General features: G+C 70.1%; 24 protein-coding genes. 8 read left to right on the top strand and 16 right to left on the bottom strand.

The features are described 5' to 3' along the window. Positions 1-8 precede the first annotated feature (8 nt). From DBV35_RS10085 to DBV35_RS10035, 11 genes are all read right to left on the bottom strand, one after another. Complete coding sequence (locus DBV35_RS10085) at positions 9-1,229, bottom strand: serine hydrolase domain-containing protein (protein WP_157961663.1); 1,221 nt, start codon at positions 1,227-1,229, stop codon at positions 9-11. A gap of 98 nt (positions 1,230-1,327) precedes the next feature. Beyond that, positions 1,328-2,155, bottom strand: coding sequence for a shikimate dehydrogenase family protein (locus tag DBV35_RS10080; protein WP_108660015.1), 828 nt, complete (start codon positions 2,153-2,155; stop codon positions 1,328-1,330). Continuing rightward, entirely contained in the window at positions 2,152-2,988 is an 837-nt protein-coding gene (locus tag DBV35_RS10075) for a fumarylacetoacetate hydrolase family protein (protein WP_108660014.1), read from the bottom strand. Before DBV35_RS10075 ends, DBV35_RS10080 begins: the two co-directional genes overlap by 4 nt. Beyond that, on the bottom strand, positions 2,985-3,683 hold the full coding sequence (locus DBV35_RS10070; RefSeq protein ID WP_108660013.1) for a DUF4286 family protein: 699 nt from the start codon (positions 3,681-3,683) through the stop codon (positions 2,985-2,987). The genes DBV35_RS10075 and DBV35_RS10070 overlap by 4 nt, the downstream gene beginning before the upstream one ends. A 15-nt stretch (positions 3,684-3,698) precedes the next feature. Then, positions 3,699-5,291: an acyl CoA:acetate/3-ketoacid CoA transferase gene (locus DBV35_RS10065; RefSeq protein ID WP_108660012.1), complete on the bottom strand. Its 1,593-nt coding sequence runs from the start codon at positions 5,289-5,291 to the stop codon at positions 3,699-3,701. Positions 5,292-5,307: 16 nt separating this feature from the next. Then, positions 5,308-6,147 (bottom strand): IclR family transcriptional regulator, encoded by an 840-nt coding sequence (locus DBV35_RS10060; RefSeq protein ID WP_108660011.1) that lies wholly within the window; start codon positions 6,145-6,147, stop codon positions 5,308-5,310. A 31-nt stretch (positions 6,148-6,178) separates the two neighbouring features. Further along, positions 6,179-6,979, bottom strand: coding sequence for an enoyl-CoA hydratase/isomerase family protein (locus tag DBV35_RS10055; RefSeq protein WP_108660010.1), 801 nt, complete (start codon positions 6,977-6,979; stop codon positions 6,179-6,181). Then, positions 6,976-7,806 carry an ABC transporter ATP-binding protein gene (locus DBV35_RS10050; protein ID WP_108660657.1) on the bottom strand — a complete coding sequence of 277 codons (831 nt, stop codon included), beginning with the start codon at positions 7,804-7,806 and terminating at the stop codon, positions 6,976-6,978. The genes DBV35_RS10055 and DBV35_RS10050 overlap by 4 nt, the downstream gene beginning before the upstream one ends. Before the next feature lie 13 nt (positions 7,807-7,819). Then, positions 7,820-8,311, bottom strand: a complete 492-nt coding sequence (locus tag DBV35_RS10045) for a MaoC/PaaZ C-terminal domain-containing protein (RefSeq protein ID WP_108660009.1) — start codon at positions 8,309-8,311, stop codon at positions 7,820-7,822. 19 nt (positions 8,312-8,330) lie between these two features. Next, a complete protein-coding gene (locus DBV35_RS10040) occupies positions 8,331-9,335 on the bottom strand; it encodes an ABC transporter substrate-binding protein (RefSeq protein WP_108660008.1) in 1,005 nt (334 codons plus the stop codon). Between the two features lie 50 nt (positions 9,336-9,385). Further along, entirely contained in the window at positions 9,386-10,237 is an 852-nt protein-coding gene (locus DBV35_RS10035) for an ABC transporter permease (protein ID WP_108660007.1), read from the bottom strand. Positions 10,238-10,528: 291 nt separating this feature from the next. On the opposite strand from DBV35_RS10035, the gene DBV35_RS30165 reads away from it, so the two are divergent. The 6 genes from DBV35_RS30165 to DBV35_RS10005 all read left to right on the top strand — a co-directional run bounded on the left by DBV35_RS30165 (position 10,529) and on the right by DBV35_RS10005 (position 16,449). Continuing rightward, entirely contained in the window at positions 10,529-11,425 is an 897-nt protein-coding gene (locus DBV35_RS30165) for a Gfo/Idh/MocA family protein (RefSeq protein WP_108660006.1), read from the top strand. Next, entirely contained in the window at positions 11,422-12,618 is a 1,197-nt protein-coding gene (locus DBV35_RS10025) for a mandelate racemase/muconate lactonizing enzyme family protein (RefSeq protein ID WP_205648536.1), read from the top strand. The genes DBV35_RS30165 and DBV35_RS10025 overlap by 4 nt, the downstream gene beginning before the upstream one ends. After that, positions 12,605-13,528 (top strand): N-acetylneuraminate lyase, encoded by a 924-nt coding sequence (locus DBV35_RS10020; RefSeq protein ID WP_205648535.1) that lies wholly within the window; start codon positions 12,605-12,607, stop codon positions 13,526-13,528. The genes DBV35_RS10025 and DBV35_RS10020 overlap by 14 nt, the downstream gene beginning before the upstream one ends. A 91-nt stretch (positions 13,529-13,619) precedes the next feature. Further along, positions 13,620-14,618 carry a TRAP transporter substrate-binding protein gene (locus tag DBV35_RS10015; RefSeq protein WP_157961662.1) on the top strand — a complete coding sequence of 333 codons (999 nt, stop codon included), beginning with the start codon at positions 13,620-13,622 and terminating at the stop codon, positions 14,616-14,618. Continuing rightward, positions 14,618-15,166, top strand: coding sequence for a TRAP transporter small permease (locus DBV35_RS10010; protein ID WP_108660003.1), 549 nt, complete (start codon positions 14,618-14,620; stop codon positions 15,164-15,166). Before DBV35_RS10015 ends, DBV35_RS10010 begins: the two co-directional genes overlap by 1 nt. Continuing rightward, positions 15,166-16,449, top strand: coding sequence for a TRAP transporter large permease (locus tag DBV35_RS10005; protein ID WP_108660002.1), 1,284 nt, complete (start codon positions 15,166-15,168; stop codon positions 16,447-16,449). The genes DBV35_RS10010 and DBV35_RS10005 overlap by 1 nt, the downstream gene beginning before the upstream one ends. 27 nt (positions 16,450-16,476) lie before the next feature. On the opposite strand, the gene DBV35_RS10000 is transcribed toward DBV35_RS10005, so the two are convergent. The 5 genes from DBV35_RS10000 to DBV35_RS09980 all read right to left on the bottom strand — a co-directional run bounded on the left by DBV35_RS10000 (position 16,477) and on the right by DBV35_RS09980 (position 22,743). After that, a complete protein-coding gene (locus DBV35_RS10000; RefSeq protein WP_108660001.1) occupies positions 16,477-17,172 on the bottom strand; it encodes a FadR/GntR family transcriptional regulator in 696 nt (231 codons plus the stop codon). A 137-nt stretch (positions 17,173-17,309) separates the two neighbouring features. Then, on the bottom strand, positions 17,310-17,951 hold the full coding sequence (locus DBV35_RS09995; protein ID WP_108660000.1) for a sulfotransferase family protein: 642 nt from the start codon (positions 17,949-17,951) through the stop codon (positions 17,310-17,312). Between the two features lie 184 nt (positions 17,952-18,135). Further along, positions 18,136-19,527 carry a uracil-xanthine permease family protein gene (locus DBV35_RS09990; RefSeq protein ID WP_108659999.1) on the bottom strand — a complete coding sequence of 464 codons (1,392 nt, stop codon included), beginning with the start codon at positions 19,525-19,527 and terminating at the stop codon, positions 18,136-18,138. A 122-nt stretch (positions 19,528-19,649) separates the two neighbouring features. Then, the gene (locus DBV35_RS09985) at positions 19,650-20,555 is read right to left on the bottom strand and encodes a LysR family transcriptional regulator (RefSeq protein WP_108659998.1); all 906 of its coding nucleotides are present in this window, start codon (positions 20,553-20,555) and stop codon (positions 19,650-19,652) included. Positions 20,556-20,637: 82 nt separating this feature from the next. After that, on the bottom strand, positions 20,638-22,743 hold the full coding sequence (locus DBV35_RS09980; protein ID WP_170134903.1) for an AfsR/SARP family transcriptional regulator: 2,106 nt from the start codon (positions 22,741-22,743) through the stop codon (positions 20,638-20,640). A 162-nt stretch (positions 22,744-22,905) separates the two neighbouring features. On the opposite strand from DBV35_RS09980, the gene DBV35_RS30525 reads away from it, so the two are divergent. After that, on the top strand, positions 22,906-23,307 hold the full coding sequence (locus DBV35_RS30525; protein WP_170134902.1) for a hypothetical protein: 402 nt from the start codon (positions 22,906-22,908) through the stop codon (positions 23,305-23,307). A gap of 80 nt (positions 23,308-23,387) precedes the next feature. Then, positions 23,388-25,082: an adenylate/guanylate cyclase domain-containing protein gene (locus tag DBV35_RS09975; protein ID WP_108659996.1), complete on the top strand. Its 1,695-nt coding sequence runs from the start codon at positions 23,388-23,390 to the stop codon at positions 25,080-25,082. Positions 25,083-25,096: the final 14 nt, after the last annotated feature.

Genomic DNA, 25,096 nt, shown 5'->3' with positions numbered 1-25,096 from the left:
GCGCCGCCTCAGCGGAAGGTCTGCGTGATCGTGCGCGCGGTCCATGCGCCGAGCGACTCGTCGCGCTGCGAGCCGGTGGAGAAGAAAGCGACGACGCTGTCGTTCGGGGCGGAGATATAGAGCCCCTGCCCGCCGAGGCCGGCCTTGAACTGGTCCCCGTCGGGCGTGACGATGTCCCATTGATAACGGTTCGCGATGCCGGGAAGCGGGAAGTCGCGCGCCATGACGCCGCCGAACGCGCCCTTGTCGTACATGTCCGGCCTCAGATCACGGTGCGGCCGCCGGGCGACGCTCTCGGGCAGGATCGCCTCGCCGTCGAATTTCGCCCCGCTCGGCGTGAAGATCATGCCGTAGCGCGCGAGGTCGCGCAGCGACGCGTTCATGAAGCCGAAGGCGAGCGCCCGCCCCTGTCTGCTGAGAGCGAAATAGCCGTCGCCCGCCGCGCCGATCCGCCGCCAGATCCGCGCCCCGAAGCTCTCGGCGAGCGGCACGCCGGTGAGCCGCTCCACGATCATCTGGCACACGAACGTGTTGATGGAATTGTACTCGAAGACCGTGTGGGCGGGCTTCTCGCGCTTCATGCGGCGCAGGACCTCGAAGGGGCCCTCGGCGGGCCGGGTCGGATCCTCGAAGAGGCCGATGCTCGCGGCCCACTGGTACCAGCCGCGCATCGGGTTGGTGCGCGCGTCCGGCTCCTCGTGCTCGGTGGAATCGAGCCCGGTCGCCATGTCGAGCGTCTCGTCGAGCGTGACGCTGTCCCAGACCGAGCCCGCGAGGTCCGGCAGGTAGAGGCTCACCGGCTGCGCGACGTCGATCCTCCCCTCGTCTTCCAGGAGCGCGATCATCGTCGCGACGATCGTCTTGCTGCACGAGAACCAGACGCGCTTGTCGAACGGGCGCAGCGTCTTGGTGCGCTCGTAGACAATCGCGCCTTCGCGCAGGACGATCATCGCGTCCATCGTCGAGGCCGCGAAATAGTCGTCGACCGTCAGGCGCGTTCCGTCCGCGAACGGGACGGTGATCGCGCCGATCGCGGCGTCCGGCCGCTCCGGCAACGGCGAGATCGGCCCGTCCCGCAGGACGAGGTCCGTGCCGTAGAAGTTTGAGACATGCGTCCAGACGTAAGGCGAGCGGTCGCTCGTCGCGAGGATCTTCGGGCGGTTGGCCGCCTCGCTATAGTATTTCTGCGTCTCTTCGATGGCGGAGAGGGAGAGGTCCGGCTCGATCATAGGGGTGCGTCTCGAGCTCTTTTGCCTGGCGGGCGACATCTTCGACGCGAGTAGACGCCAGAAGACAACCGTCAGGCAACAGGGAAGGCGCCCGGCCGCTACGCCGGGTCGCCGATATCGATGCCGAAGAAGTCGAGGATCGCGCGGGCCTGGCCCCCCACCATCGCGCCGGCCGCGACGGTGCGGCAGCCGGCCTCGGCCGCGAGGCGCAGGAGGGCCGTCGTCGGCGCGGGGACGATGTCGGCGACGGTGAGAGACGCGGGGAGCGCCGGGAAGGCGGCGGGCAGGCCGTCGCCGGGCGCCATTCCCACCGGCGAGGCGTTGACGAGGATGTCGGCGCCGCCGATGTCGGGCGCGGCGACGGTGACGGCGCAGTCGGGCGCGAGCCGCCGCACGCAATCCGCGCACGCCTCGGCGCGCGGGGTCTCGGGGTCGTGGAGCGTGATCGCCGACGCACCGGCGAGCGCGAGGGAGAGCGCGATCGCGCTCCCCGCCCCGCCTGCGCCGAGCAGCATCACGCGCCGGCCCGCCGCCGGCACCCCGGCCGCCGCGAGCGCGTTCACGAGGCCGAGCCCGTCGAACATCTCGCCCGTCCAGGTCCCGTCCGCCTCGCGCCGCAGGGCGTTCACCGCGCCGACCGCCGCGCCGATGGGGCGGACATTGTCGGCGAGCGCCATCGCCTTCTGCTTGAACGGCAGGGTGAAGACGAGGCCGGTGACGTTCGCGACCCGCATCACGCCGCCGATCGCGTCGGCGAAGTCGGCCTCGCGGATGTGGAGGGGGACGAGCGCGGCGTTCACCCCGGCGCGCGCAATCAGCGGATTCCAGACGGCCGGCGACTTCGCCTGCGCGATCGGGTCGCCGACGATGCCGAAGAGCGTCGTCGCGCCGGTGACGAGGTGGCCGTCGGGCGGAGCCCCGCTCACCGGACGGACTGCGCCTGCACGCCGAGCCCGTCGATGCCGAGGCGCATGGTGTCGCCGCGCTTCAGGAAGCGCGGCGGGTTCATGCCGAGCCCGACGCCCGGCGGCGTGCCGGTGGTGACGACGTCGCCCGGCTCCAGCACCATGAAGCGGCTGAGATAGGCGACGATCTCGTCGACCGGGAAGATCATCGTGCGCGTCGAGCCGTTCTGCACGCGCTCCCCGTTGACCTCCAGCCACAGGGACAGGTCCTGCGGGTCGGCGATCTCGTCCGGCGTCACGAGCCAGGGCCCCAGCGGGCCGAAGGTCGGGCAGCACTTGCCCTTCATCCACTGCCCGCCGCGCTCGAGCTGGTAGGCGCGCTCGGAGACATCGTTGCAGATCATGTAGCCGGCGATGTGGGAGAGCGCGTCGGACCGCTCGATGTAGCTCGCACGCTTGCCGATGACGAAGGCGAGTTCGACCTCCCAGTCCGACTTCTCCGACCCCGGCGGCAGGATCACGTCGTCGTTCGGACCGACGACGCAGGACGGGGCCTTGTTGAAGAGGATCGGCTCAGCCGGGATCGCCGCGCCCGTCTCCTCGGCGTGGTCGGCATAGTTGAGGCCGATGGCGATGAAATTGCCGGTGCGGGCGAGCGGCGGGCCGATGCGCACGCCGTCCGGCACCACCGGCAGCGCGGTGAGGTCGATGCCGGACAGCGCGGCGAGGCTGCCGTCGGCGATGGTCGCGGCATCGATGTCGGCAATCCGGCCGGAGAGGTCGCGGATGGTGCCGTCGGCGGCCAGCGCGCCGGGCTTTTCGGCACCCGCGTCGCCGTATCGGAGGAACTTCACGGAGTCGTCCTTTCTTGCACCGCCTCGGCGTGGTCGAGGCTGAATTGCAGGCGGTAGATGCCGCGCTCGACCGCGCCGGAGGCCCCGAGCGCGGTGAGCGCGTTGTCGCCGAGCGGACCGGCGCGCAGGCGCGTCAGCGGCGCGGCGTCGGCGGCCTCCACGAGGAGCACCCAGTCGGCGAGCGCATCGGGCCGGTCGCGCAGCGCCTTCTCGGCCGAGCCGCCGGTCGAGGCCTCGGCGAGGCCGTGGAGGAGATGGATGCCGACGATGCCGGGCTCGGCGAGGAGCGCGCCGGCGCGCTCGGCGAGCGCGGCGACGAAGGCGTCCGCGTCCGCGACCGACAGACGGATCGCGTCGACGAAGCCACCCCCGCCGCGCCCCTTGCTGACGGCGACGCGGCAGACGGTGCGCATCGTGTCGGCAAAGTGGGCGATGACGCGGCGGCTCCACGGCGTCGGGTCATCGAGCCGGGCGCGGTAGATCTCGGAGGTGAAGACGGCGGGGCTGTCGGCTTCGTAGAAGTTGAAATATTTCGGCGCACCGTCGAGCGCGACATAGCGGCGGCCGCGATTGAAGCCCGGCAGCGCCACGCGCTCGGGCATGTGCTCGCTGACGTGCCAGGCGAGGAAATCGTCCTCGGCCGCGGGCGCGATCCCGTTCCAGATCGCGAGGACGCCGGTCCCGTTGAGGCTCATCCCGTCCGCCTCCGCTCAGCCGACCATGCGCAGCGGACGCGCGGCGGCGGCCCGCTTGGCCTTCATGTCGGCGGAAAGCCCCATCGGCGCGGGCGAGAAGAGGCGCGCATCCATCATCTTGAGGTCGGGCGAGACGCGCGGCGCGAAGCCCATCTGGGCGATGACGTCGCGCTCGACGTCGACGCCCGGCGCGATCTCCACCACCTCGAGCGCCCCCTCGCGCGGGACGAGGACGGCGCGCTCTGTGACGAAGACGGCCTGCCGCCCCTCCTCCTCGGCGAAGACGGCGTTGTAGCAAATCTGCTCGATCGCCGGGACGAACTTCTTCATCCGCCCCTCGGTCACGATCGTGAGCCGCCCGTCCGCGCAGGCGACCTCGAGGCCCCCGGCGGTGAAGGTCCCGCTGAAGACGACCTTCTTGGCGTTCTGGCTGATGTTGATGAAGCCGCCGACGCCGACGATCTTGGTGCCGAAGCGGGAGATGTTGACGTGGCCGTGCGGGTCGATCTCCGCGAAGGAGAGGAACGCCACGTCGAGCCCGCCGCCGTCATAGAAGTCGAACTGGTAGGGCTGGTCGATGGCGGCCATGTAGTTCTCCGCCCCGCCCGAATCCGGACCCGTCATGGGCGCGCCGCCGATGAAGCCCTGCTCGTTGGTGAGGACCATCTCGTCGAGGATCCCCTCCTCTGCGGCGACCGCGGAAATGCCGGTGGAGATCCCGGCGCCGAGATTGCAGATCGCGGCCGGCACCAGCTCCATCGCCGCGCGCCGGGCGATGATCTTGCGCTCGGTGAAGGGGAGCCGCTTCAGCCCTTCGGAGGGCACGCGCAGCTCGCCGGCCATCGAGGGGCTGTAGGCGGTGGCGTAGGTCTGCCGCTGCTCGGGGTCGACGACGACATAGTCGACGAGGATGCCGGGGATCTTGACGCTCTTCGCCGGCAGCGTCCCGCGCCTCGCGAGGCGCTTCACCTGCACCACCACGATGCCGCCCGAACGCCGCGCGGCCTGGGCGGAGGAGATCATCTCGCCCAGAATCGCCTCCTCCTCCATCGTGATGTTGCCGTCCTCGTCCGCGGTGGTGCCGCGCAGGAAGGCGACGTCGATCGGGAACGGCTTGAAGCGCAGCCACTCGCGCCCGTCGATCTCCATCAGCTCCACGAGATCGTCCTTCGCGCTCGCGCTCTGCCGCGCGCCGCGCTGGCGCGGGTCGATGAAGGTGTGGAGCCCGGTGCGGGTGATGAGGCCGGGACGTCCGGCCGCGATGTCGCGCATGATCTGGGAGAGGACGCCCTGGGGCAGCGTCCAGGATTCAATGTCGTCATTCTGCGCCATCGGGATCATCGAGGGCGCGTCGATGAGGGCGGAGGTGATCGAGCGCTTCAGCATCCCCTTGTGGGCGACGCGCGCCGCGCCCTTCGCCTTGCGGTCGCCGATGCCGACGACGTGGATGAAGGTGAGGTCGCGCGGCTCGCCGCCCTCCAGGAAGCGGGCCTCCAGCGCTTCGAGGCACGCTTCCGGGATCGCGTGGCCGCCGCCCGATCCGCTCGCGAGCACGCTGTCACCCGACTTGACCAACGCTGCGGCCTCGGCCGCCGAAACGACTTTCATGGGTTCTCCTCCCGCCTCAGCGTGCGATGCGCCGTGGCTCGTGTTCTGATTCGCCGGTCGCCGCGGGGGCGGCGCTCGGCCGTTGGCGCAGCGGCCAGACGTTGGCGAGCGTGGCGGCCACCTCGCGCAGCATCGGGACGAGCTCCACGAGCCGCTCCCGCGTCATCCGGATGCTGGGGCCCGCGACGCTGACGGTGCCGACGACGCGCCCCGCATCGTCCGCGAACACGGGCACGGCGACGGCCGAGACGCCGGGCTCGCCCTCGTTGACGGCGACGCCGTAACCGGCCGCGCGCGTCGTCTCGATGGCGGAGAGCAGCGTCTCCAGCGTGCGCACCACGTTCGGGCCGTGCTGGCCGACCTGGCCGAAGCGCTGGTTCGCGAGGGCAAGGCGCGTCGCCGTCTCGTTGGGCATCGAGGCGAGCCAGACCTTGCCCGTCGCGGTCGCGTGGAGCGGCACCACGTCGGAGGCGATCGAGGGCTGGTAGACGAGGCCGACGCTCGCCCCTTGCGCATGCGCCACCCACACGAGGTGATCGCCGTCCACCACCGCGAGGCGCACGAACTCGCGCGATTCGCGGGCGAGACGGTCGAGGACGGGCTGGCACACGTCCGGGATGCCGGTCGCGAGATAGAAGCGCTGGCCGACGATCGCGAGGCGCATCGTCAGGCGATAGAGGCTCGTCGCCTCGTCCTTCTCGACCCAGCCGATATCGACGAGCGTGGAGAGCAGGCGATGCACGCCGCTCTTCGGCAGGTCGAGCTCCTCGGCGATGTCGCGCAGGGACATGGCGCCCGCGTCCTCGGCGAGAAGCTGGACGATGGACAGGCAGCGCTCTGCCGGGACGTGCGACATCGTCAGATCTCTCCTCGTGTGCGATCGGCGCTCATCGGCCGGCGAACTCCGGCTCGCGCTTGCCGAAGAAGGCGGCGACGCCGGCGTCGATATCGGCGGTGTCGAAGATGCGCTGCTGCGCGGCGTTGGCGAGGGACAAGGCGGCGTCGGCCGGCAGGTCCAGCGCGGCGGCGACGAGGCGCTTCGCCTCGCGGTTCGAGACCGGGCCGCGTCGCGCGATGGTGGCGGCGAGGCCGAAGGCGGCGTCGAGCGCGCTTCCCGTCGTGGCGAGGCGGTTGACGAGGCCCCAGGCGAACGCGGTCGCGGCGTCGATCGGCTCGGCGGTGAAGAGAAGCTCCATCGCGCGCGCCGGCCCGACGAGCCGGGTGAGCCGCACCGCGCCGGAGCCGCCGAGCCCGCCGAGCTGCGCCTCGGTGAGGCCGAGGCGGACGTCCGCCGCGGCGACGCGCAGGTCACAGGCGAGCGCGAGTTCCAGCCCGCCGCCGAGCGCGTGTCCGTCGATCGCGGCGATGGTCGGCATCGGCAGCGCCGCGAGCTGGCGCAACACCATGTCCTCGAAGAGGATCTTCCGCTCGCTGGCGTCGGCCCCCATGCCGGCGAATTCCTTGATGTCGCTGCCCGCGCAGAAGGCGCGCGCGGCGCCCCCATGGAGGATCGCGCAGCGCACGTCGCCCCGTCCGGCGAGTTCGCGCGCGGCCCCGTTCAGCGCCCGCAGAACCTCGCGGGTGACGAGGTTGAGCGGCCCCGCCTGGAGCGCGATCTCGGCGATGCCGTCATGGACGGTGAGGCGGACGGGCGGCGCGGCCTCGGCCGTCGCGGGCGCGGCGCTCATGCCTCGTCCCCGCCCCGGCCCGGCACGCTCAACCCGTGGAGCACGCCCATGCGCTCGAACTGGCGATAGATGCGGTCGACATAGTGGCCGAACTCCGGCGCGTCGCCGAGCGCGATCGGGCGCGGGCGCGGGAGGTCCACATGGATCTCCTCGACCACCTCGCCGGGGCTCGGGCTCATGACGAAGATGCGGTCCGAGAGGCCGACAGCCTCCTCCACGCTGTGGGTGATGAAGAGCACCGTCGGCCGGCGCCGCATCCACAGCGCCTCGAGGTCGGAGCGGACCTGGAGGCGGGTCAGCGCGTCGAGCGCGCCGAACGGCTCGTCCATCAGGATGACGGAGGGATCGTGCACCAGCGTGCGGATCAGCGACACGCGCTGCCGCATCCCGCCGGAGAGCTGGCGCGGATATTTGCCCATCGCGTGCTCGAGCCGGAGCTGGGCGAAGAGCTCCTTCGCCCGCGCCTCGATATCTCCCTTCGGCAGACCGCGAATGTCGGCGTGGAGCATCACGTTGCCGAGCGCGGTGCGGAAATCGAGGAGAAGGTGGTCCTGGAAGGCGATGCCGACATCGGTGAGCGGCCGGTCCACCATGCTGCCGCCCACCAGGATGTCGCCCGAGGTGCGGGCGAGAAGTCCCGCCACCATCAGCATCAGCGTGCTCTTGCCGCAGCCGGACGGGCCGACCACGGAGACGAACTCGCCCGCGCGGATGTCCATCGAGACCGGCTTCAGCGCCCGGAAGGGCTTGGCCGTATCCTCGCCGAACACCTTGGAGACGTTGCGGATCTGGATCCGCTGTCCGCTGGCGTGGCCCGGTTCGTCCATGGTCGGGTCCATCTCACTGCGAAGCGGTGACGGCATCGAGCGGTTCCTTTGAGACGAGGAGCGCCTTCACGCCCCGTTGGCACACGGCCTTCGCCTGATTGACGACGGCGACGTCGAACGAGGCGATCGCCTGGGTGGGACGCGACTTGGAGTCCCGAAGCTCGGTGAGCGTGTAGTCGACGAAGATCGTGTCGCCGACGAAGATCGGCGCGACGAAGCGCCAGTCGGAGATGCCGAGGAAGGCGATCGCGGTCTCCCGCAATTCGCCCGTCCTCGCCCACATCAGCCCGTGCGCGTAGGCAAGGCCGAGCATGCCGTGCGCGACGCGCCGGCCGAACTGGCTGTCCTTCGCGTAGACGTCGCTGGTGTGGAGCTCGGAGAAGTCGCCGGTGAGCCCGGCGAATCCCACAAGGTCGGCGTCCGTGATCGTCCGGCCGGGACTGCGGAAGCGCATTCCCACGAAGAGATCGTCATAGCGGTAGCCGAGGCGCGGCCGGTCGGTCATGGCGCTGGGTCCTTCGCGATCAGTCGCAGGCCCGCATGTCCGACGGGTCGGGCAGGTAGTCGTTGGAATAATACTTGGTCGGGTCGACGCCCTCGGGCAGCAGGCCGACCTTCGACAGGAGTTCCTGCGTGCGCTCCCAATGGGCGGGCTCGGCCTTGCCGAGATATTCCGCGTCGCCACTGCAGAAGAGCGTGGTGATCGCGGCAAGCTCGGAGGCGACGAGCTTCGGGTCGGTGTCGGGGAAGACCTCCTTCACGTCGGCGACCGCCTTCTCAGGATTGTCGAGTGCGAAGGACCAGCCCTTGAGGCTCGCGGCGATGAACTTCTTGAGGACGTCCGGGTGCTCGTCGATGAAGGACTGGCTCGCGAAGATCGAGGTCGAGACGGTCGGCACGCCATTGGAGGCGAACTCCCACCCGTTCAGCTCCGCGCCCTGCGCTTCAAGCTGGATGCGGTAGGAATCCATCGAGCCGAGGATGGCGTCGACCTGGCCCGTCAGCAGCGCCGGCACCATCGAGGAGGGCGGCATGTTGATCATCTCGAAGTCCGCCTCGGTGAGGCCGTTGGCGTCGAGGAAGAGGGGCAGCATCGTCGTCTGCGAGGAGCCGGCCGGCACGCCGACCTTCTTGCCCTTGAGGCCGTCGAGGCTCTCGATGCCGCTGTCGGACTTCGTCAGCACCTCGTTCGGGTTCGACTGGTAGATCGTCGACACGATCTTCATCGGGGCGCCCTTGGCGATGAGCTGGCTGACGGCCACCGCGTCGGCATAGGCAAGGCTCGCCTGGCCGCTCGCGACGAGCTGGGCGGTGTTGGCCGAGCCGTTGCCCTGGACGACGTCGACGTCGAGGCCGGCCTCGTCATAGAAGCCTTCGGCCTTGGCGGCGGCGAAGCCGGCATTGGCGCCGCCGGCGATCCAGTTGAGCTGGAAGGTGAGCTCGGTCCGGTCCTGCGCGAAGGCGCTGCCGGCGAGGATGGACGTGCCGAGGGCGATCGCGAGGATCCGGCTGGCGCGCACGTGTTTCATCGGGGCTTCCTCTCTCTTTGTGTTGTTGTTGTCGTTCGTTCGGTGCCGGGTCAGCTGCGGCTCGCGCGCTGCCACGGGGTCATCAGCCACTCGGCGAACTCGACGAGATAGTTGATGACGAGGCCGATCAGCGTGAGGACCACGAGCACCGCGAAGGTGAGGTCGAGGTCCAGCGTGCTCGTGCCTTTCAGGAGGACATAGCCGAGGCCTTTGTTGGCCCCGACGAACTCGGCGACGATCGCCGCCGTCGCGGCGATCGTGGCGGACGACTTGATGCCGGAGAAGATCACCGGCAGCGCCGCCGGGAAGCGCAGATAGCGGAAGGTCTGCACCGTCGTCGCACCCATCGACTGGGTGAGGTAGAGATAGCGCGTGTCGAGGATCTGGAACGCGCTGATCGAGGCGATCAGCAGCGGGAAGAAGGTCATCAGGATCGTCAGCACCACCTTCGATTCGATGCCGAACCCGAGCCAGACGAGGAAGAGCGGCGCGACCGCGATCTTCGGCACGAGCTGGAGCAGCATGACGGGCGGGTAGACGATCTGCTTGGCGAGCGGCGACAGCGCGATGAAGAGGCCGAGCGGGATCGCCGACACGATGGTGAGCGCGAAGCCGAGAATGATCTCGGTCAGAGTGATCTGCGTGTTGCGCCACAGGAGAGCGGCGTCGGTGATTAGCCGGTCGAACACCGCGCCGGGGCTCGGCAGGAGGTAGGGCGGGATCGCGAAGAGCTTGATCGAGGCCCACCACACGCCGACGAGCGCGGCGAAGGTCAGCGGCGGCAGCAAATTCCAGGCAACGAACCGGATGCCCCGGCCGAACGCCGTGCGGCGGGACGGCAAAATCGCCGCGTCCCGCATGGAGGGGCGGCCGATTCCGGCCTCGGATGCCTCAACTGCCATCGCGCTTCCTTCCCAGGGCCGCTGTTGACCGCGGCCTCCTTGTTCCAAGATGGAACGTCGTTCAATCTTGAACCGACGTCAAGCGGTGAATCGCGTCGAACGCGACTCCCGATCCGGGATCGCCGCCCCTTGAGCGGAGGCGGTCGGACGGTCGCTCAGAATTCGCTGCTGCACCCGATATGACAGACAGCTTTTAAAAAATTGACGTCCCACGATTGACAAAACCGGTTTTCACGATCGATTTGTTTGACAACTAGGGCGAGGAGCTACCTCGCGCCATGGGAGGAAGGGATGGCCACAGCGGCCGATCAGCGACGCGAAACCCCGATCCGGTTCGGGCTGTGCGGCACGGGACCGTGGGCGCGAGACGTTCAGCTGCCTTGTCTCATGGCGGCCGAAGGGGTGTCGCTCGTCGCCGTCCATGGCCGCAACGCGGATGCCCGAGGGGCGCTGTGCAGCACGGCCGGCGTCGCGGGCTTCGACGATTTCGACGCGATGCTCGCGGTATGCGACGCGGTGTGCTTCGCGGTGCCGCCGCAGGTGCAGGACGGCCTCGCCCTTCGCGCGGCGGAGGCCGGCCGGCACATCCTCCTGGAGAAGCCCGTCTCGCGCGATCCCGCCACCGCCGCGGCCATCGTGGAGGCGGTGGAGCGGCGCGGCCTTCGGGCCGCCTGCAATCTCAGCCGCCTCGCCATCCCGGCCGGCGCCGCCTTCCTCGACGCCGCCGCGGTGATCGCCCCGACCCGTGGGCACGTGATCATGCGCCTCTCCAGCGTCACCACCGGCAGCGCCTTCGCCGCCTCGCCCTGGCGGCGCGAGCCGGAGGGCGCGCTGTGGGACCTTGGCCCCCACGCGCTCAGCATGCTCATCACGGGCCTCGGCCCGGTCGAGCGGGTCGCCGCCTGCACCATCGGCCCGGCCGGCACCACCCTCGCCCTCGACCATGCCCGCGGCACGTCGACGGTCGAATTGTCGATGGACGCGCCCACGCGCCTCGAGGAGTACGTGTTCGGCTCGGATGCCGGGGAGATCGCCTGGCGCAACCTCGACTATTCCCGCCGCGGCGCCTTCGAGCACACGCTCGCCGACATGCTCGGCCGGCCGCCCGGCACGCCCTCGCCGACACTCGCGCTCGCCGCCGCCATCACCGGCACCCTCGCGCGCGCCATGGAGATCCGATCGCAATGAGTGACGACCTCGCGCACCCCGCCGGGACACGCCCCAGGGCGGCCCCGGACACGGGAGACGCGCGCCACACCGCCGCCGCGACCGCCCCGCGCCACCGCATCGCGAAGGTCGACGTCCACCGCGTCTCGATGCCCATCGGCGGCGACCTCAGCGACGCAACGCGCAAGGTCGACCGCCTCGGCTTCGTCATCGTGCGCATCACGACCGAAGCGGGGCTGGAGGGGATCGGCGTCACCTATCACGAGGTCGGCGGCGAGGCGACGACGGAACTGATCCGGCGCAACATGACCCCTCACCTCCTCGGCCGCGACCCGTTCGACACCGAAATGCTGTGGACCGAGTTCTTCCACTATCTGCGCGGCATCGGCCGCAAGGGGCTCACCTTCTGCGCCCTCTCCGCCGTCGACACCGCGCTGTGGGACCTCAAGGGCAAGATCGTCGGCCTGCCGCTGGTGCGCTATCTCGGCGGCGGACGCACGAAGGTGCCGGTCTATGCGAGCGGCGGCTGGACCTCGCTCTCCGACGAGGCTCTCGTCGAGGAGGTCCTCGCCATGACGCGGCGCGGCTTCACCACGGTCAAGGTGAAGGTCGGCTATGGCGGGGGGACCGAGCCGCGGCGCGATGTGGCGCGCATCGCCAAGGTGCGCGAGGCAATCGGCCCGGACGTGCGCCTCCTCGTCGATGCCAACAACGCCTTCTCCGCCGCCGCCGCGGTGAAGCTCGCCAACATGCTGCGCGAGTACGACATCTTCCTCTTCGAGGAGCCGGTCTTCGCCGACGACATTCCGGGCCTGCGCGCCTTCAAGCGCGGGACCGACATCCCGCTCGGCACCGGCGAGCACGAGTACACGAAATACGGCGTGCGCGACCTCATCCTCGGCGAGGCGGTGGACATCGTCCAGGCCGACGGCGCCCGCGCGGGCGGCTACACCGAGATGCTGAAGATCGGCGCGCTGACGCAGGCCTTCAACATCCCCTTCGCCCCGCACGCGATGGAGAACATCCACCTCCACCTCGTCGCCGCGATGCCGAACGCCCTCTTCCTCGAATGCCTCGTCATGTTCGAGGAGATGACCGCACTCACCTTCCGCGACGCGCCGCGTCCGGTGAACGGCTTCATGGAGGTGCCGGACCTTCCGGGCCTCGGCCTCGAACTCGACATGGACTTCATCAATGACCATGACGAAGCCTGACCCCCGCCCGCGCCTTGCCGGCCTCCACGCCGCGCTGCCGACCCCCTACGACGCGGACGGCGCGGTCTCGCCGGCCTCGCTCCGCCGCGTCATCGCGCACGTCACGGGCCTCGGCCTCGACGGGATCTATGTCGGCGGCTCGACCGGGGAGTTCCTCCTCCAGTCGATCGAGGAGCGGATCGCCGTCCTCGAAACCGCGCGGGCCGCGGCCGGGGACCTCGTCGTCATCGGCCAGGTCGGCGCGCCTGGCACGCGCGAGGCGGCCGCCCTCGCCAGCCGCTGCGCCGATCTCGGCTACGACGCCGTCTCCGCCATCCCGCCGATCTACTTCCCCTACGGGCGCGACGAGATCGTGCGCTACTATGCCGACATCATCGAGGCCGCGCGCGGCGTGCCGGTGATCGTCTACAACATCCCCAACATGAGCGGCGTGCGGTTCGGCTTCGACGACCTCCTCGCCCTCCTCAGCCTCCCCGGCGTCGCGGGCGTGAAGCAGACCGCCAACGACATGTACGAGATGGAGCGGCTGCGGCGCGCCCTCCCCGGCCTCGTGATCCTCAACGGCTTCGACGAGATGCTCCTCGCCGGCCTCGCCTCGGGCGCGAACGGGGCGATCGGCAGCACGTTCAACATCCTCGGCGACCGCTATGTGGCGCTGCGGCGCGCGCTCGCCGCCGGCGACGTCGCCGGGGCGCGGGCGATCCAGTCCGCCGCCAACACCGTGATCGACGAGCTCTGCCGCGTCGGCGTCTTCCCCGGCCTCAAATACGCGCTCCACCGGCTCGGGATCATCGAGACGCCCCTCTGCCGTCGCCCGCTCGCGACGCTATGCGACCGAACATCGGGCCGCCTCGCCACGCTCGTCGACGCGCTGGCGCACGACCGCACGGTCCCCCAGCCGGCGCACTGAGCGCCGCCTGACCCGCCTCACCCGAGCAAGACCCCCACCGGCGGGCACGGCCCGACCGGACGGGAAAGCCATGCCAAAAACCGGAGGAAACATGATGAATTCAACACGCACACTCGTCCTCGCCGCACTCGCGACGGCGCTCCTGCCGCACGCCGGACAGGCCGCGGACGTCAACCTGCGCTTCGGCACCGTCTACAAGCAGGACCACTCCAACTCGCGCGCCGCCGCCGAGTTCGAGCGCCTCGTCGAGGAGAAGTCGAACGGCGCCATCGAAGTCGAGGTCTTCTACGGCGAGGAGATCGGCAGCGAGCGCGAGATGGCCGAGATGACGCGCCTCGGCGGCCTCGAGATGGTGATGAGCGGCCTGCCGGGCGTCGGCGCCTTCGTTCCCGAGCTGGAGGTGATGGAGGCGTTCTACACCTACGCCGACATCGACGATCTCATCCGCGTCTCACGCGCCGTGAAGGACGATTTCAACGCGCTGATGGAGCCGAAGGGCTTCCACCTCATCTCCATGATGTACCAGGGCCCGCGCAACGTGATGGCCGACAAGCCGATCCACACGCCCGCCGACATGGCCGGCCTCAAGATCCGCATCCCGAAGACGCCCCTCTTCATCGCGCTCGCCCAGCAATGGGGCGCGACGCCCACCGCCATCGCACTCAGCGAGACCTACACCTCCCTCGAAAGCGGCGTGGTGGAGGCGGTCGACGGCGCGTCGGAATCGCTCCTCGGCAACGGCTTTTACGAGCATGCCCCGTATCTCATCGAGACGCGGCACAACTACTACCCGCAGCCCATCGTGATCTCGATGCAGACCTGGGAGAGCCTCACCGACGATCAGAAGCGCATCATCGAGGAAGCCGGCATCGAGGCCTCCGACTACCAGGCCGAGCTGCTCGGCGAGGCGACGGATGCGGCCAACGCGGCGCTGAAATCGCACGGCGTCACGTTCATCGAGCCGGACGATCTCGAGGCGTTCCGCACCCCGGTCCTCGCCGCGATGGACACCTACTTCAAGGACAAGGGCGAGACCGTCTACGCGATCTACCAGCACATGCTCGACGTCGCCAACGCGGACGAAGACTGATGGCCGGCCGGGTGAACGATCTCGGCGGCGTCATGGACCGGTTCTATGTCGTGCTGGTGGAGACGCTCATCATCGGCGGCCTCGTCGTAATGGTCGCGCTGACCTTCGCGTCGACGTTCCTGCGTTCGCTCGGCTATGGCGGCATCTACTGGTCGGAGGAGCTGACGCGCTACACCAGCATCTGGGTGGTGATGCTCGCCTCCGGCCTCGGCACCCGCTACGGGATCCATCTCGGCGTCGACCTCGTGGTCGGCGCCCTCCCGCCGCGCCTCGCCAAGGCGTTCGAGTACGCCGCCCACGCCATCGTGCTGTTCTTCGCCGGCGTGCTCGTGATCTACGGCACGCGCCTCTCGCTCGCCAATATCGGCCAGCTCTCCACCTCGCTCAGCATGCCGATGGCCTACGCGCAGGCCGCGATCCCCGTCGGCGGCGCCCTCGTCATCTACGAGACCCTGCGCGCGATCGCGTTCGACCTTCTCGGACGGCGCGACCCGGCGCCCGACCCAGACGGCCTTGCGGCAAGCGACCTCCAGAGAGGGTTCGAATAATGGTCCCGGTCCTCATCGGCTGCTTCGCGATCTTGCTCCTCGCCGGGGTGCCGATCGCCTTCTCCATCGGCGTCGGCGCGCTGGTGCCGATCATGCTCGACGGGCGCCTGCCGCTGGAGCTCGTCGTCAGCCGCATGTTCGGCGGGATCGACTCCTTCCCGCTGATGGCGATCCCCTTCTTCGTCCTGTCCGGCTCGCTCGCCTCGGCCTGCAACCTCACTGAAAAGATCGTCGGAATGGCGAGCTTCATGGTCGGCCGGATGCGCGCGGGGCTCGCCCATTGCAACATCGTGGCGGCGATGCTGTTCGGCGGGATCACCGGCTCCGCGGTCGCCGAGAGCGCGGCCTTCGGCTCCATCCTGATCCCCGGCATGGTGTCGAAGAAATACCCGCCCTCCTACGCCGCGGGCGTGACGGCGTCCGCCTCCGTCATCGGCTCGATCATCCCGCCGAGCACGCTGATGATCATCTTCGCCTACCTCACCGGCACCTCGACGGGCCGCATGTTCCTCGGCGGGGCGATCCCCGGAGTCCTCGTCGGCGGGGCGCTGATGATCACCGCCCACATCCTCGCGGTGCGCCACAATATCGGGATCGACGACACCGCGCGCGAGCGGACCTGGCGCGGCTTCGTGCAGACCGTCAAGGAGTGCGGGCCGGCCTTCCTCATCCCCGCGATCATCCTCGGCGGCATCGTCGGCGGGTTCGTGACGCCGACGGAGGCGGGCGTCGTCGCCGTCGTCGTGGTGCTCTTTCTCGGCCATTTCGTCTATGGCGGGTTCACCCTCGCGCGGCTGCGCACCGCCTTCCTGGAGGCGGGGTTCACCACGGCGATGGTGATGCTGATCCTCGCGACATCGACGGTGTTCGCGAACCTCCTCACCCGCGCGCGCTTCCAGTCGACGCTGCTCGACCTCCTCGCGAGCGCGAGCGGGGTGCCGGAGGTGCAGATGGTCCTCATCCTCCTCGCCCTCATCGGGCTCGGCCTCTTCATCGACGCGACGGCGGTGCTGATCATGTTCGCCGCGCCGCTTGCGGCGGTGTCGGCCTCGCTCGGCTACGACCCGGTCCACGCGGGGGTGTGCATCGTCGTCGCCTGCCTCATCGGCGGGGTGACGCCGCCGGTCGGCACCCTCCTCTTCATCGCGGCGGGGATCGCGAAGATCAAAATCTCGGAGGCCTCGCGCGGGATCGCCCCGTTCGTGCTCGCGCTGGTGATCGTCAACATCCTCATCATGCTGGTGCCGCCGCTGGTGCTGTTCCTCCCGAACCTCCTCTTCTGACGGTGCGGCGGGCCCGGCCCGCCCGCCTCAGTTGAGGCTGCGCAGGGCGAAGAAGGTGTCGTAGAAGTGCGCGTTCAGCGCGTGCTGGGCGAGGCGCAGATCCCCCGCCTTCACCGCGTCGAGGATGCGGCGGTGATGGGCGGCGGTCTCGTCGAGCCGCTGAGAGTGGGACAGGCTGTCAAGGTTCAGCTTGTCGTACATCTCCCAGAAGAGCTCCAGGAGCCCCTCCAGCACCTCGTTGTCGAGCGGGCGGTAGAGGGCGCGGTGGAAGGCCCGGTCCTCGGCGACGAAGTGCTCGCCGCGCGCCGCCTTCTCCTCCATCGCCGCCGTCGCCGCCTCCAGGACGGCGAAATCCTCCTCGCTCAGCTTCGGCACCGACACCGGCAGCATCGCGCTCTCGGTGACCTGGCGGATCGAGAGGAGGTCGAGGAGCCACTTGCGCTTCGGCAGCGCGTAGCTCGACACGAAGCTCATCGCGTGCCCGAAGCGCATCGGCATCAGGACGCGCCCGCTCCCCTTGCGCGCAATCAGAAGACCGGTCGCCTCAAGAATGCTCGTCGCCTCCCGCAGCGCCGGGCGGCTGACATCGAGCATCTCGCACAGATCCGCCTCGACCGGGATCTTGTCACCGGGCTGGATGCCGAGCTCGGACAGCACCTCCACCAGCCTGCGGGCGATGGAGGGGCCGGTCTTCCGCTGCGACGTATCGATCTGATCGGCCACGCCGGGACGCCTTCCGCTTCAACCTTCGACCGGTGACTCTATGGCCGCGCACCGGCGCGAGGAAGGGGGCGGCGACGCGCCGGGCGACTTCGCACAGCCGCCGCTCGATCGGACGGGGGTCGACGCACGGGAAGCGCTCAGCTCGGGCCGGGGACCGGCCCGGGGCCCCGCGCCTTGAAGGCGCTGCGCGTGTTCTCGTGCGGCATCGGCCCCGGCGGGACCGGGACGTCCAGAAAATCGCACAGCGGCTCCCAGCCGGAACGGATGTCGTAGGTGAGGAGGCGGTCGGCCGCGATGGTGCGCTGGACCTCGGCGATGTGCGCCTGGAACACGCCGATCGCGTGCGCCCGGTCGTCGAGGCGGCCGTCGAAGATCTGCCGGACGATCAGCGCGTGGGCCATCTCGGCGCGCGCGCGCAGCATCGGATCCTCGTGCCGGGACGGATCCTCCATGAAGGGGTAGATCGTCGCCTGGACGCTGTCGAACCATGCGTCGGGGTCACGCACGGTGAGGATCACCTTGGCGTCCGGATAGTGGTCCGCGAGCTCGCGCCAGAAGCGCGCGCCCGGCCAGTCGACCTCCGCCCGGTAGCCCGCGAACACCGCGTCCCAGTCGGGCGCCGCGCCGGCCGCGATCGCGCACCAATGGGCCTGCTGTTCCGGGTGGGCGCGAACCTCGAGCATGTGGTGGCAGGGGCCGAAGCCGAGCGCTTCGAGGGCGAGCTTGAGCGAGTTCGTCCCCGTCCGTCCGAATCCCGCCCCGACGATATCGAGTGGCACGACGCTCTCCCTGCACCCGGCCCTTCGGGCTCTGATTGGTGGTCGCTGGCGCGATCGGATGGTGGCGGGAAGAGTACGCCCGTGCGGTTCGGCGCGCGAGTCGAAAGGGTGGCGGCGGGCACGCGAGAACCCCGCCGAACCTCGGTTCGGCGGGGCGGGTCGGTCGGAGATGGCGCCGGCCGGGTCAGGACGCCTCGCTCGGCTGGGCCTGGAGGGCGGGCTTCCTCACGTGTTCCGGCAGGAGGAGGCCGCACAGGATCGCCGTCAGCCCGCCCGTCGTGATGCCGGAGGAGAAGATCTGCTTCCACAAGGGCGGCAGGAAGTTGAGAACGTCCGGCAGGAGCTGCACGCCGAGACCCATGCCGACCGAGAGCGCCACCGTGATCGTGTCCTTCTTCGACAGATACTGGCTGCCGATGATGCGGATGCCGGAGACGACGATCAGGCTGAACATCACGAAGGTCGAGCCGCCGAGCACCGGGCGCGGGATCTGCTGGAGCACCGCGCCGAGGATCGGGAAGAGGCCGAGGATCACCAGGATCACCGCGATATAGCGCCCGACATGGCGGCTCGCGACGCCGGTCAGCTGCACGACGCCCGTGTTCTGGCTGAAGGTCGTGTTCGGGAAGGTCGCGAACACGGCGGCGAGCAGCGAGTTGACGCCGTCGGCAAGCACCCCGCCCTTCACCCGCTCCTCGAACACCTTGCCCTCGGTCGGCTCGCCGGAGACGCGCGAGGTGCCGGTGATGTCACCCATCGTCTCCAGCGAGGTGATGACGAACATGAAGGCGACGGGGATGAAGGAGACCCAGTCGAAGGAAATGCCGAAGCGGAACGGGACCGGCACCGAGATGAACGGGACGGCGCTGAAATCGGGGGCCGCGACGTTGCCGGTGGCGAGCGCGAGGATCGTCCCGGCGACGAGGCCGATCACGATCGAGCTGACGCGCACCATCGGGTTGGTCGAGAACTGGCAGCCGAGGATCACCGCGACCACGAAGGCGGCGAGCGCCACGTTCGTGCCGTTGCCGAAATCGGCCGAGCCCGCACCGCCGCCGATATCGCGGATCGACACCAGGATGAGGCTCATCCCGATCAGCACCACCACGCTACCGGAGACGACCGGCGTGATGACCCGCCGCAGCCACGGGAGCGCGTAGGCGATGCCGATCTCGATGAAGCTCGCGACCGCGCACACGCCGAAGATCGTGGCGAGGACCTCTTCCGGCGTCGCGCCGCCCTCCTGGGCGATCTTGCCGGAGGTGATGAGCGCGGCGACGAACGCGAAGCTCGTCCCCTGGAGGCTGAGAAGCCCCGACCCCACGGGCCCGACCTTCTGCGACTGGATCCACGTCGCGATCCCCGAGACGAAGAGCGAGGTGGCGATGAGGTAGGGCACGTAGGGGCCGAGGCCGAGCGCCGCGCCGATGACGATCGCCGGGGCGATGATGTTGACGAAGGCCGCGAGGAGGTGCTGGACGGCCGCCAGCAGCGCCGGGGTGAAGGCCGGCTTGTCCTCGACCCGGTAGATGACGTCCTCGTGGACACGGGGTCGGTGCGCCGCGTTCTCCTGCATGAAAGTCTCCGATTCACCTTGGGTTTCTGTCTGACGAAAGAGTGGCAGAGGCGCCCTGATCGAAGAATTGCTATGATTTTCGAGAGGCGGTGCGTTTTCGGCAACGGGGCGTCCCGCTCCACTCAGCGCAGCCCAGCCTGGGCCTCGAGCGCGGCGGTGACCTGAAGGGCGAAGCGGGCGGCGGCGACCGGCAATGTGCGCCCGCGCATGTGGCCGAGGATGAGGCTCGCGGGCGGCATGTCGCGCTCGGCGATGGCGCGGAAGACGAGCGCGCCGTCGGCCGGCCGCTTGAGGCCGATCGGCACCTGGAAGCCGATCACCTTCTCGTGCAGCACATAGTGGCGGATCAGCTCGAAGCTCTCGGTCTCGATCACCGGATCGAGCCGCCGCCCGACCTTGCGCGCGGCGAAGTCGAGGAGATGGCGCACGCCGTAGGAGGCCTCGGGCGCGATGTGCGGATGGTTGAGGCAGTCGCGCAGCCGCAGCTCCGCCTTTCCCGCGAGCGGGTGGCCCGCCGGCAGAATCGCCACCACCGGCTGCGGCACGCAGGAGAGCACCTCGAACTCGACCATGTAGACGGGCTCGACGACGAGCGCGATGTCGCTCTGAAAGGTGGCAAGCTCGGCCTCGGCCCGCGCCCTGTCGCGCACGTTGACCGTGAAGGTGACGCCCGGATGCTCGGCGCGATAGCGGGCGATCTGCTCGGGCAGAAAATAAGGGATCATCGCCTGCGAGCAGGCGATCGCCACATGCCCGCGCCGCTCTCCTGCAAGGTCCGAGACCTGCCCCTGCACCCGCTTCAGCTCCGAGCGGGTGGCGCGGAAATAGTGCATCAGCAGTTCGCCGGCCGGGTTCAGCCGCACCCCGTTCGGGATCCGCTCGAAGACGGGATTGCCGAATTCCTGCTCGAAGCCGCGGATCCGCCGGTTGAGGGCGGAGGCGGTGATGTTCATGTCCTCGGCCGCCTTGCGCATCGATCCGGCGCGCGCCACCGCCTCGATCAGCGCGAACGTATAAAGATGCCGCATCGGACCCCCGCTCGTTGCCGAGGGGCCCGTTGCATTTTCCGCACCGCTTTGGGGTGATGCGTGCCTTTCGCGCAGACGCGCGCTACGGGCCCGGGCGGCTGTCGGCGACCTCCGCCTCCGACGCGTGCGCCATCGCGCCGGGCGCGAGCGAGACGCCGAGCGCTTCCAGCTCCGCATGCCAGCGCCGGGCAACGGGGTCGGCGAGCGGACGGCGCTGCTCGGCCGCCACCGCCTTCGCGCGGGCCTCGGGGTCCATCGACGCGATGACGGCTTCGGCGCGGCGCCTGTCGCCGAGCCGGTCGTGGACGGCCGCGAGGAGGAACGGGGGCGGGTTCTCCATCGCGTCGAGTTCGCGCAGCGCATCCGCCTCGCGGCCCGCGAGGTGGTAGGCCCAGGCAAGGTCCCGCCGCATCCATGCGACGCCGGGGGCCGCGCGGACGGCCTTCTGCGACCAGGCGACGGCCTCGTCCGGGTGGCCGGCATTCGCCATCGCCTCGCTGAGATCGGAGAGCGCGAACGGCTCGTCCGGGGAAAGGTCGACGGCGAGGCGGGCGTGGACCACCGACAGCGGGAAATCGTGCCGCGCCCATTGCGCGACCTTGGCGAGGATGCGGTGCGTCTCCCACTCCTCGCGCCGCGTCTGGTTCGGGAGAGCCGCCGCGCGCTGGGCGTGCATCCAGGCGGCCTTCAGATCGCGTGCGGGGTCATTGCTCCAGCCCGCCTCGACGCGGTTCCGGTAGACGCCGGCGAGCCGCACCTGGAGGAGGACGGATCGGGGGAAGCGCTGCGCGGCGTGTTCCCAGATGGTGCGGGCCATGTCCTGCCCGGCCGGATCGAAGCGGAAGTAGAATTGCTCGCCCCGCAGGATCGCATCCTCCGCCGTGCCGCCGGACGGGGCCCGCCACGCCGCGCGCTGCATCTCGGCCGCGATCGCGCCCCTGAAGCCGACGAGGTGGCTGCCGATCGCCCCCGCGACATCCTCCGCCTGTTCCGACGGTCGAACGCCGATCCGCCCGGTCCACACGACCGTGCGCCCACTCGTCTCCACGAGGCTCGCCGTCACGACTTTGCCGTTCCCGTTGTCGCTCACCGTCCCCTCGACGACGAAGCGCGGCCGGCCGGCCCCCGGCGCTCCGCCCGGCGACCCCGCCGCGTCCGGCGCGACGACGCGGACGTTGAGGCTGCGCGACAGGAAGGCGCGAAGCTCGACCGCGATCGACGGGCCGAATGACGCGTCGGCGTCGCCGAGGACGTCGAAGGGGCGGACCATCACCGTCGCCGCCGGGTCGGTCCGCGCGGTCATGATGGGCGGGTCGGCGATGAAGCCGCGACCGATGGCGAGCGCCAGGACGAGGACGGCGGCCACCGCCAGGAGCCAGCGCCGTTCGGGTGTGATGAGTTGGGCGGTGGCGAAGCCCCCTGCCTCATCGCCCGCCAAGCCAGGAATTTGCGGCGGGCTGGGCGGCGGAACGTCGTTCGGCGCGGAAAGCGAACGGCGCAGCGCCTCGCAGTCGGCGCCGGGCGTGACGCCGAGCTCGTCGGCGAGGGATCGGCGCAGGGTCTCGTACTGCCTCAGCGCGCCGGTCCGCTGGCCCATCCCGGCGAGCACCTCGATCGCGAGGCGGTGCGCCTCCTCGTGCAGCGGGTCCAGCGCGAGCGCCCGCCGCGCGTGGGTGAGCGCCGACGGGAGGTCGCCCGCCTCCGCGTCGCATCGCGCAAGGCCGGTGAGCGCCGCCACGGCGGCTTCGAGGTGCGCGGCGCGCTCGGCGCAGAGCCATTCCTCGAACGCCTCGGAGGGCGCCGCGACCCCGTCGAGAAAGGGGCCGCCATAGAGCGCCGCCGCCTTGCCGAGCGCCTCGCAGCCGCCATCGGCGAGCGCGGCGCGAAAGGCCGTGACGTCCACATCGATCAGCGCGTGGTCGAGGCGCACGCCCGCCCCTTCCGCGACGAGGAGGCCCGGCGCGCCGGTCGCCTTGCGTACGAGATAGAGGGCCTGCCGCAGCGCGGCGGCGCGCTGGCTTTCGGTGCCCGTGTCGGAGAGGAGATCGCTGAGCGTGTGGCGCGGCACCGGGCCGTCCGTCACCGCGACGAAGGCGAGCACCGCCTTCGACCGGTCCGGCAGCGGCAGAGGCGGCCTGGGGCCCGAGGAGAGCCGAAAGCCGCCGAAGAGGTTCAGCGACAGCGGCATGGTTGCCTCCCGCGCCTCACCATACCCCAAAGACGGCCCCAACGCAGCCGGAGACGGCGCGACGACGCGGCGACGACGCCGCCGGGACACGCCCGAGACGCCCGCCCCGGAGCATCTCCTCGCGGGCACGCCAAGCCGCCCGCGATGAGGAAAGGACAGACCATGACCAGCCCCATTCGCCGCGCGCGGCCGCGCCACAGCGCGCTCGCCGCCGCACTCGCCATGGCGCTCCTTCTGGCGCCCTCGGCCTCGAAGGGCCACGCGATCCTCGCCGACGGCAACCCCGCGAACGACTGGATCGCGGGCCTGATGAACGCGGACGAGGAGGCCTGCTGCGGCAACAATGATTGCCGCCCGCTCGGCCAAGCCCAACTGGAGCTGACGCTGGACGGCGGTTTCCGCGTGCATGTCGCCGGACGGCGCTTCCCGGTGCCGGCGGCCTCGATCCTGCGCGACCGCAGCCCCGACGGGCGGGCCTGGATGTGCCCCCGGCTGGAGGCCGCGACGCCGTTCTCCTACAGGATCGCGGGCGTGCGCTGCCTCCTCCTGCCGATGATGTCGTGACGGCCCCGGCGGCGTGATGCGGCGCGGGATGGCCCTCCATCCGGCGCTCTTGTACTCTCGCCCGACACGGGGGCGATCGCATGGAACGCCGTCTCGCTGCCATTCTCGCTGCCGACGTCGCCGGCTACTCGCGCCTCGTGCGCCATGACGAGGACGCGACCCTCGCGGCGCTGGCGAATTTGCTCACCGCGTTCATCAATCCGCTGGTCGCGGCACATCGCGGGCGGATCGTGAAGGTCATGGGCGACGGGCTGCTGATCGAGTTCCGCAGCACGGTCGACGCGGTGAATTGCGCGATCGCGTGGCAGACGACGATCGCCGACGAGGCCCAGGCGGTGCCCCTCGCGTTCCGGATCGGGATCAATCTCGGTGACATCGTCGTCGCGGGGAAGGACATCCTGGGCGACGGCGTGAACGTCGCCTCTCGTCTGGAAGGCCTATCGGAGACCGGCGGGCTCTGCATTTCCGACGCCGTCCACGAGCAGATCCGGGACCGCATGGGCGCCCATTTCGAGGACGGGGGCGAGCGCCATCTCAAAAACATCGAGCGGCCCGTGAGGGTCTGGATGTGGCGGCCTGAGGCGAGCGCCGCGGTCGCGGACGCCGGCGAGCGGCCGGCCGATGTCGAGACGCTGACGATCGCGGTGAGCCCGTTCCGCACCCTCTCCACCGACCCTGACGAGGCCTATTTCGCCGAGGGGATCGGCGAGGATCTGATCGTCGGCCTTTCCCGCAATCCGGCGCTCAGGGTGGTATCGCGCGCGGCCCTTCCGGGCGCGTCGCCGCATGGGGGAGACGAGCTGGTGCTCGAAGGGAGCGTGCGGCGCGCGGGCGGGCACACAAGGGTGGCGGCGCGGCTCACCGAGGCGAAGTCGGGCCGGCAGGTCTGGGCCGGGCGATTCGACAGCGAGGTGAGAGACCTCTTCGCGCTCCAGGACGACATGGTCGCCTCGATCGTCCACGCGCTCGGCGCGGCCGACGGGGTGATCGAGCGGTCGGCGCGGCTGACGCGCGAGCGCACCGCCGCCGGAGGCTCGGCCTATGACTGGTACCTCAAGGGCCGGCACCTCTTCTACAAGCACGGCGATGCCGGGATCGACGAGGCGGAGGCCTGCTATCTGAAGGCGCTGGAACTCGACGAGGACCTCGCGCCCGCCTCCTCCGCCCTCGCCTGGCTCCATTTCGTGCGCTTCAAGGTCTTCGGCACGAAATCCTTCGCCGAGATCCGCGCGCCGGCCGTGCAGCTCTCGCTGCGCGCACTCGCGCTCGATCCGGAGGATTTCCGCGCCCATTGGGTGCTCGGCGCGGTCCACCTCCACGAAGGCGAGCATGCGCTGTGCGCGGCCGAGTTCGACAAGGCGCTCCAGATCAACCCCAACGACGCCAACCTCCTTGCCTGGACGGCGGAAGCGCTCGTCTATGCGGGCCATCTCGACGAGGCGGTCGAGCGATGCGACCGCGCGATGCGGATCAATCCGAACGGGCCGGACTGGTACCATTGGGTGAAGGCGTTCGCCCGCTTCCACCAGGGCCGCTACGCGCTGGCGCTCGCCGAGTTGAGCCGGATGAGCACGCCGGACTATGCGGGAAAGCTGAAGTCGGCGGTCCACGCCCTCCTCGGCGAGGCGGACAAGGCGGCCGAGGAGCGGGACGCCTACCTGGCGCTCGTGCCGGGCTTCCGGATCGGGGCCTGGGCGCGGACCGAGTGCTACGCCGACTTGGCTGAGCTCGACCGCTATGTCGACGGATTGCGCAAGGCCGGCTTCCCCGAATGAGGGCATCGGGCGCG

The sequence above is a fragment of the Acuticoccus kandeliae genome (assembly GCF_003073115.1).
This window is presented reverse-complemented; position numbering and strand designations above follow the sequence as displayed.

Coding starts and splice junctions, on each gene's coding strand:
- DBV35_RS10085 (WP_157961663.1), bottom strand. CDS start 1,229: ATGATCGAGCCGGACCTCTCCCTCTCCGCCATCGAAGAGACGCAGAAA.
- DBV35_RS10070 (WP_108660013.1), bottom strand. CDS start 3,683: ATGAGCCTCAACGGGACCGGCGTCCTCGCGATCTGGAACGGGATCGCG.
- DBV35_RS10065 (WP_108660012.1), bottom strand. CDS start 5,291: ATGAAAGTCGTTTCGGCGGCCGAGGCCGCAGCGTTGGTCAAGTCGGGT.
- DBV35_RS10060 (WP_108660011.1), bottom strand. CDS start 6,147: ATGTCGCACGTCCCGGCAGAGCGCTGCCTGTCCATCGTCCAGCTTCTC.
- DBV35_RS10055 (WP_108660010.1), bottom strand. CDS start 6,979: ATGAGCGCCGCGCCCGCGACGGCCGAGGCCGCGCCGCCCGTCCGCCTC.
- DBV35_RS10050 (WP_108660657.1), bottom strand. CDS start 7,806: ATGGACGAACCGGGCCACGCCAGCGGACAGCGGATCCAGATCCGCAAC.
- DBV35_RS10045 (WP_108660009.1), bottom strand. CDS start 8,311: ATGACCGACCGGCCGCGCCTCGGCTACCGCTATGACGATCTCTTCGTG.
- DBV35_RS10040 (WP_108660008.1), bottom strand. CDS start 9,335: ATGAAACACGTGCGCGCCAGCCGGATCCTCGCGATCGCCCTCGGCACG.
- DBV35_RS10035 (WP_108660007.1), bottom strand. CDS start 10,237: ATGGCAGTTGAGGCATCCGAGGCCGGAATCGGCCGCCCCTCCATGCGG.
- DBV35_RS30165 (WP_108660006.1), top strand. CDS start 10,529: ATGGCCACAGCGGCCGATCAGCGACGCGAAACCCCGATCCGGTTCGGG.
- DBV35_RS10025 (WP_205648536.1), top strand. CDS start 11,422: ATGAGTGACGACCTCGCGCACCCCGCCGGGACACGCCCCAGGGCGGCC.
- DBV35_RS10020 (WP_205648535.1), top strand. CDS start 12,605: ATGACGAAGCCTGACCCCCGCCCGCGCCTTGCCGGCCTCCACGCCGCG.
- DBV35_RS10015 (WP_157961662.1), top strand. CDS start 13,620: ATGATGAATTCAACACGCACACTCGTCCTCGCCGCACTCGCGACGGCG.
- DBV35_RS10010 (WP_108660003.1), top strand. CDS start 14,618: ATGGCCGGCCGGGTGAACGATCTCGGCGGCGTCATGGACCGGTTCTAT.
- DBV35_RS10005 (WP_108660002.1), top strand. CDS start 15,166: ATGGTCCCGGTCCTCATCGGCTGCTTCGCGATCTTGCTCCTCGCCGGG.
- DBV35_RS09990 (WP_108659999.1), bottom strand. CDS start 19,527: ATGCAGGAGAACGCGGCGCACCGACCCCGTGTCCACGAGGACGTCATC.
- DBV35_RS09985 (WP_108659998.1), bottom strand. CDS start 20,555: ATGCGGCATCTTTATACGTTCGCGCTGATCGAGGCGGTGGCGCGCGCC.
- DBV35_RS09980 (WP_170134903.1), bottom strand. CDS start 22,743: ATGCCGCTGTCGCTGAACCTCTTCGGCGGCTTTCGGCTCTCCTCGGGC.
- DBV35_RS30525 (WP_170134902.1), top strand. CDS start 22,906: ATGACCAGCCCCATTCGCCGCGCGCGGCCGCGCCACAGCGCGCTCGCC.
- DBV35_RS09975 (WP_108659996.1), top strand. CDS start 23,388: ATGGAACGCCGTCTCGCTGCCATTCTCGCTGCCGACGTCGCCGGCTAC.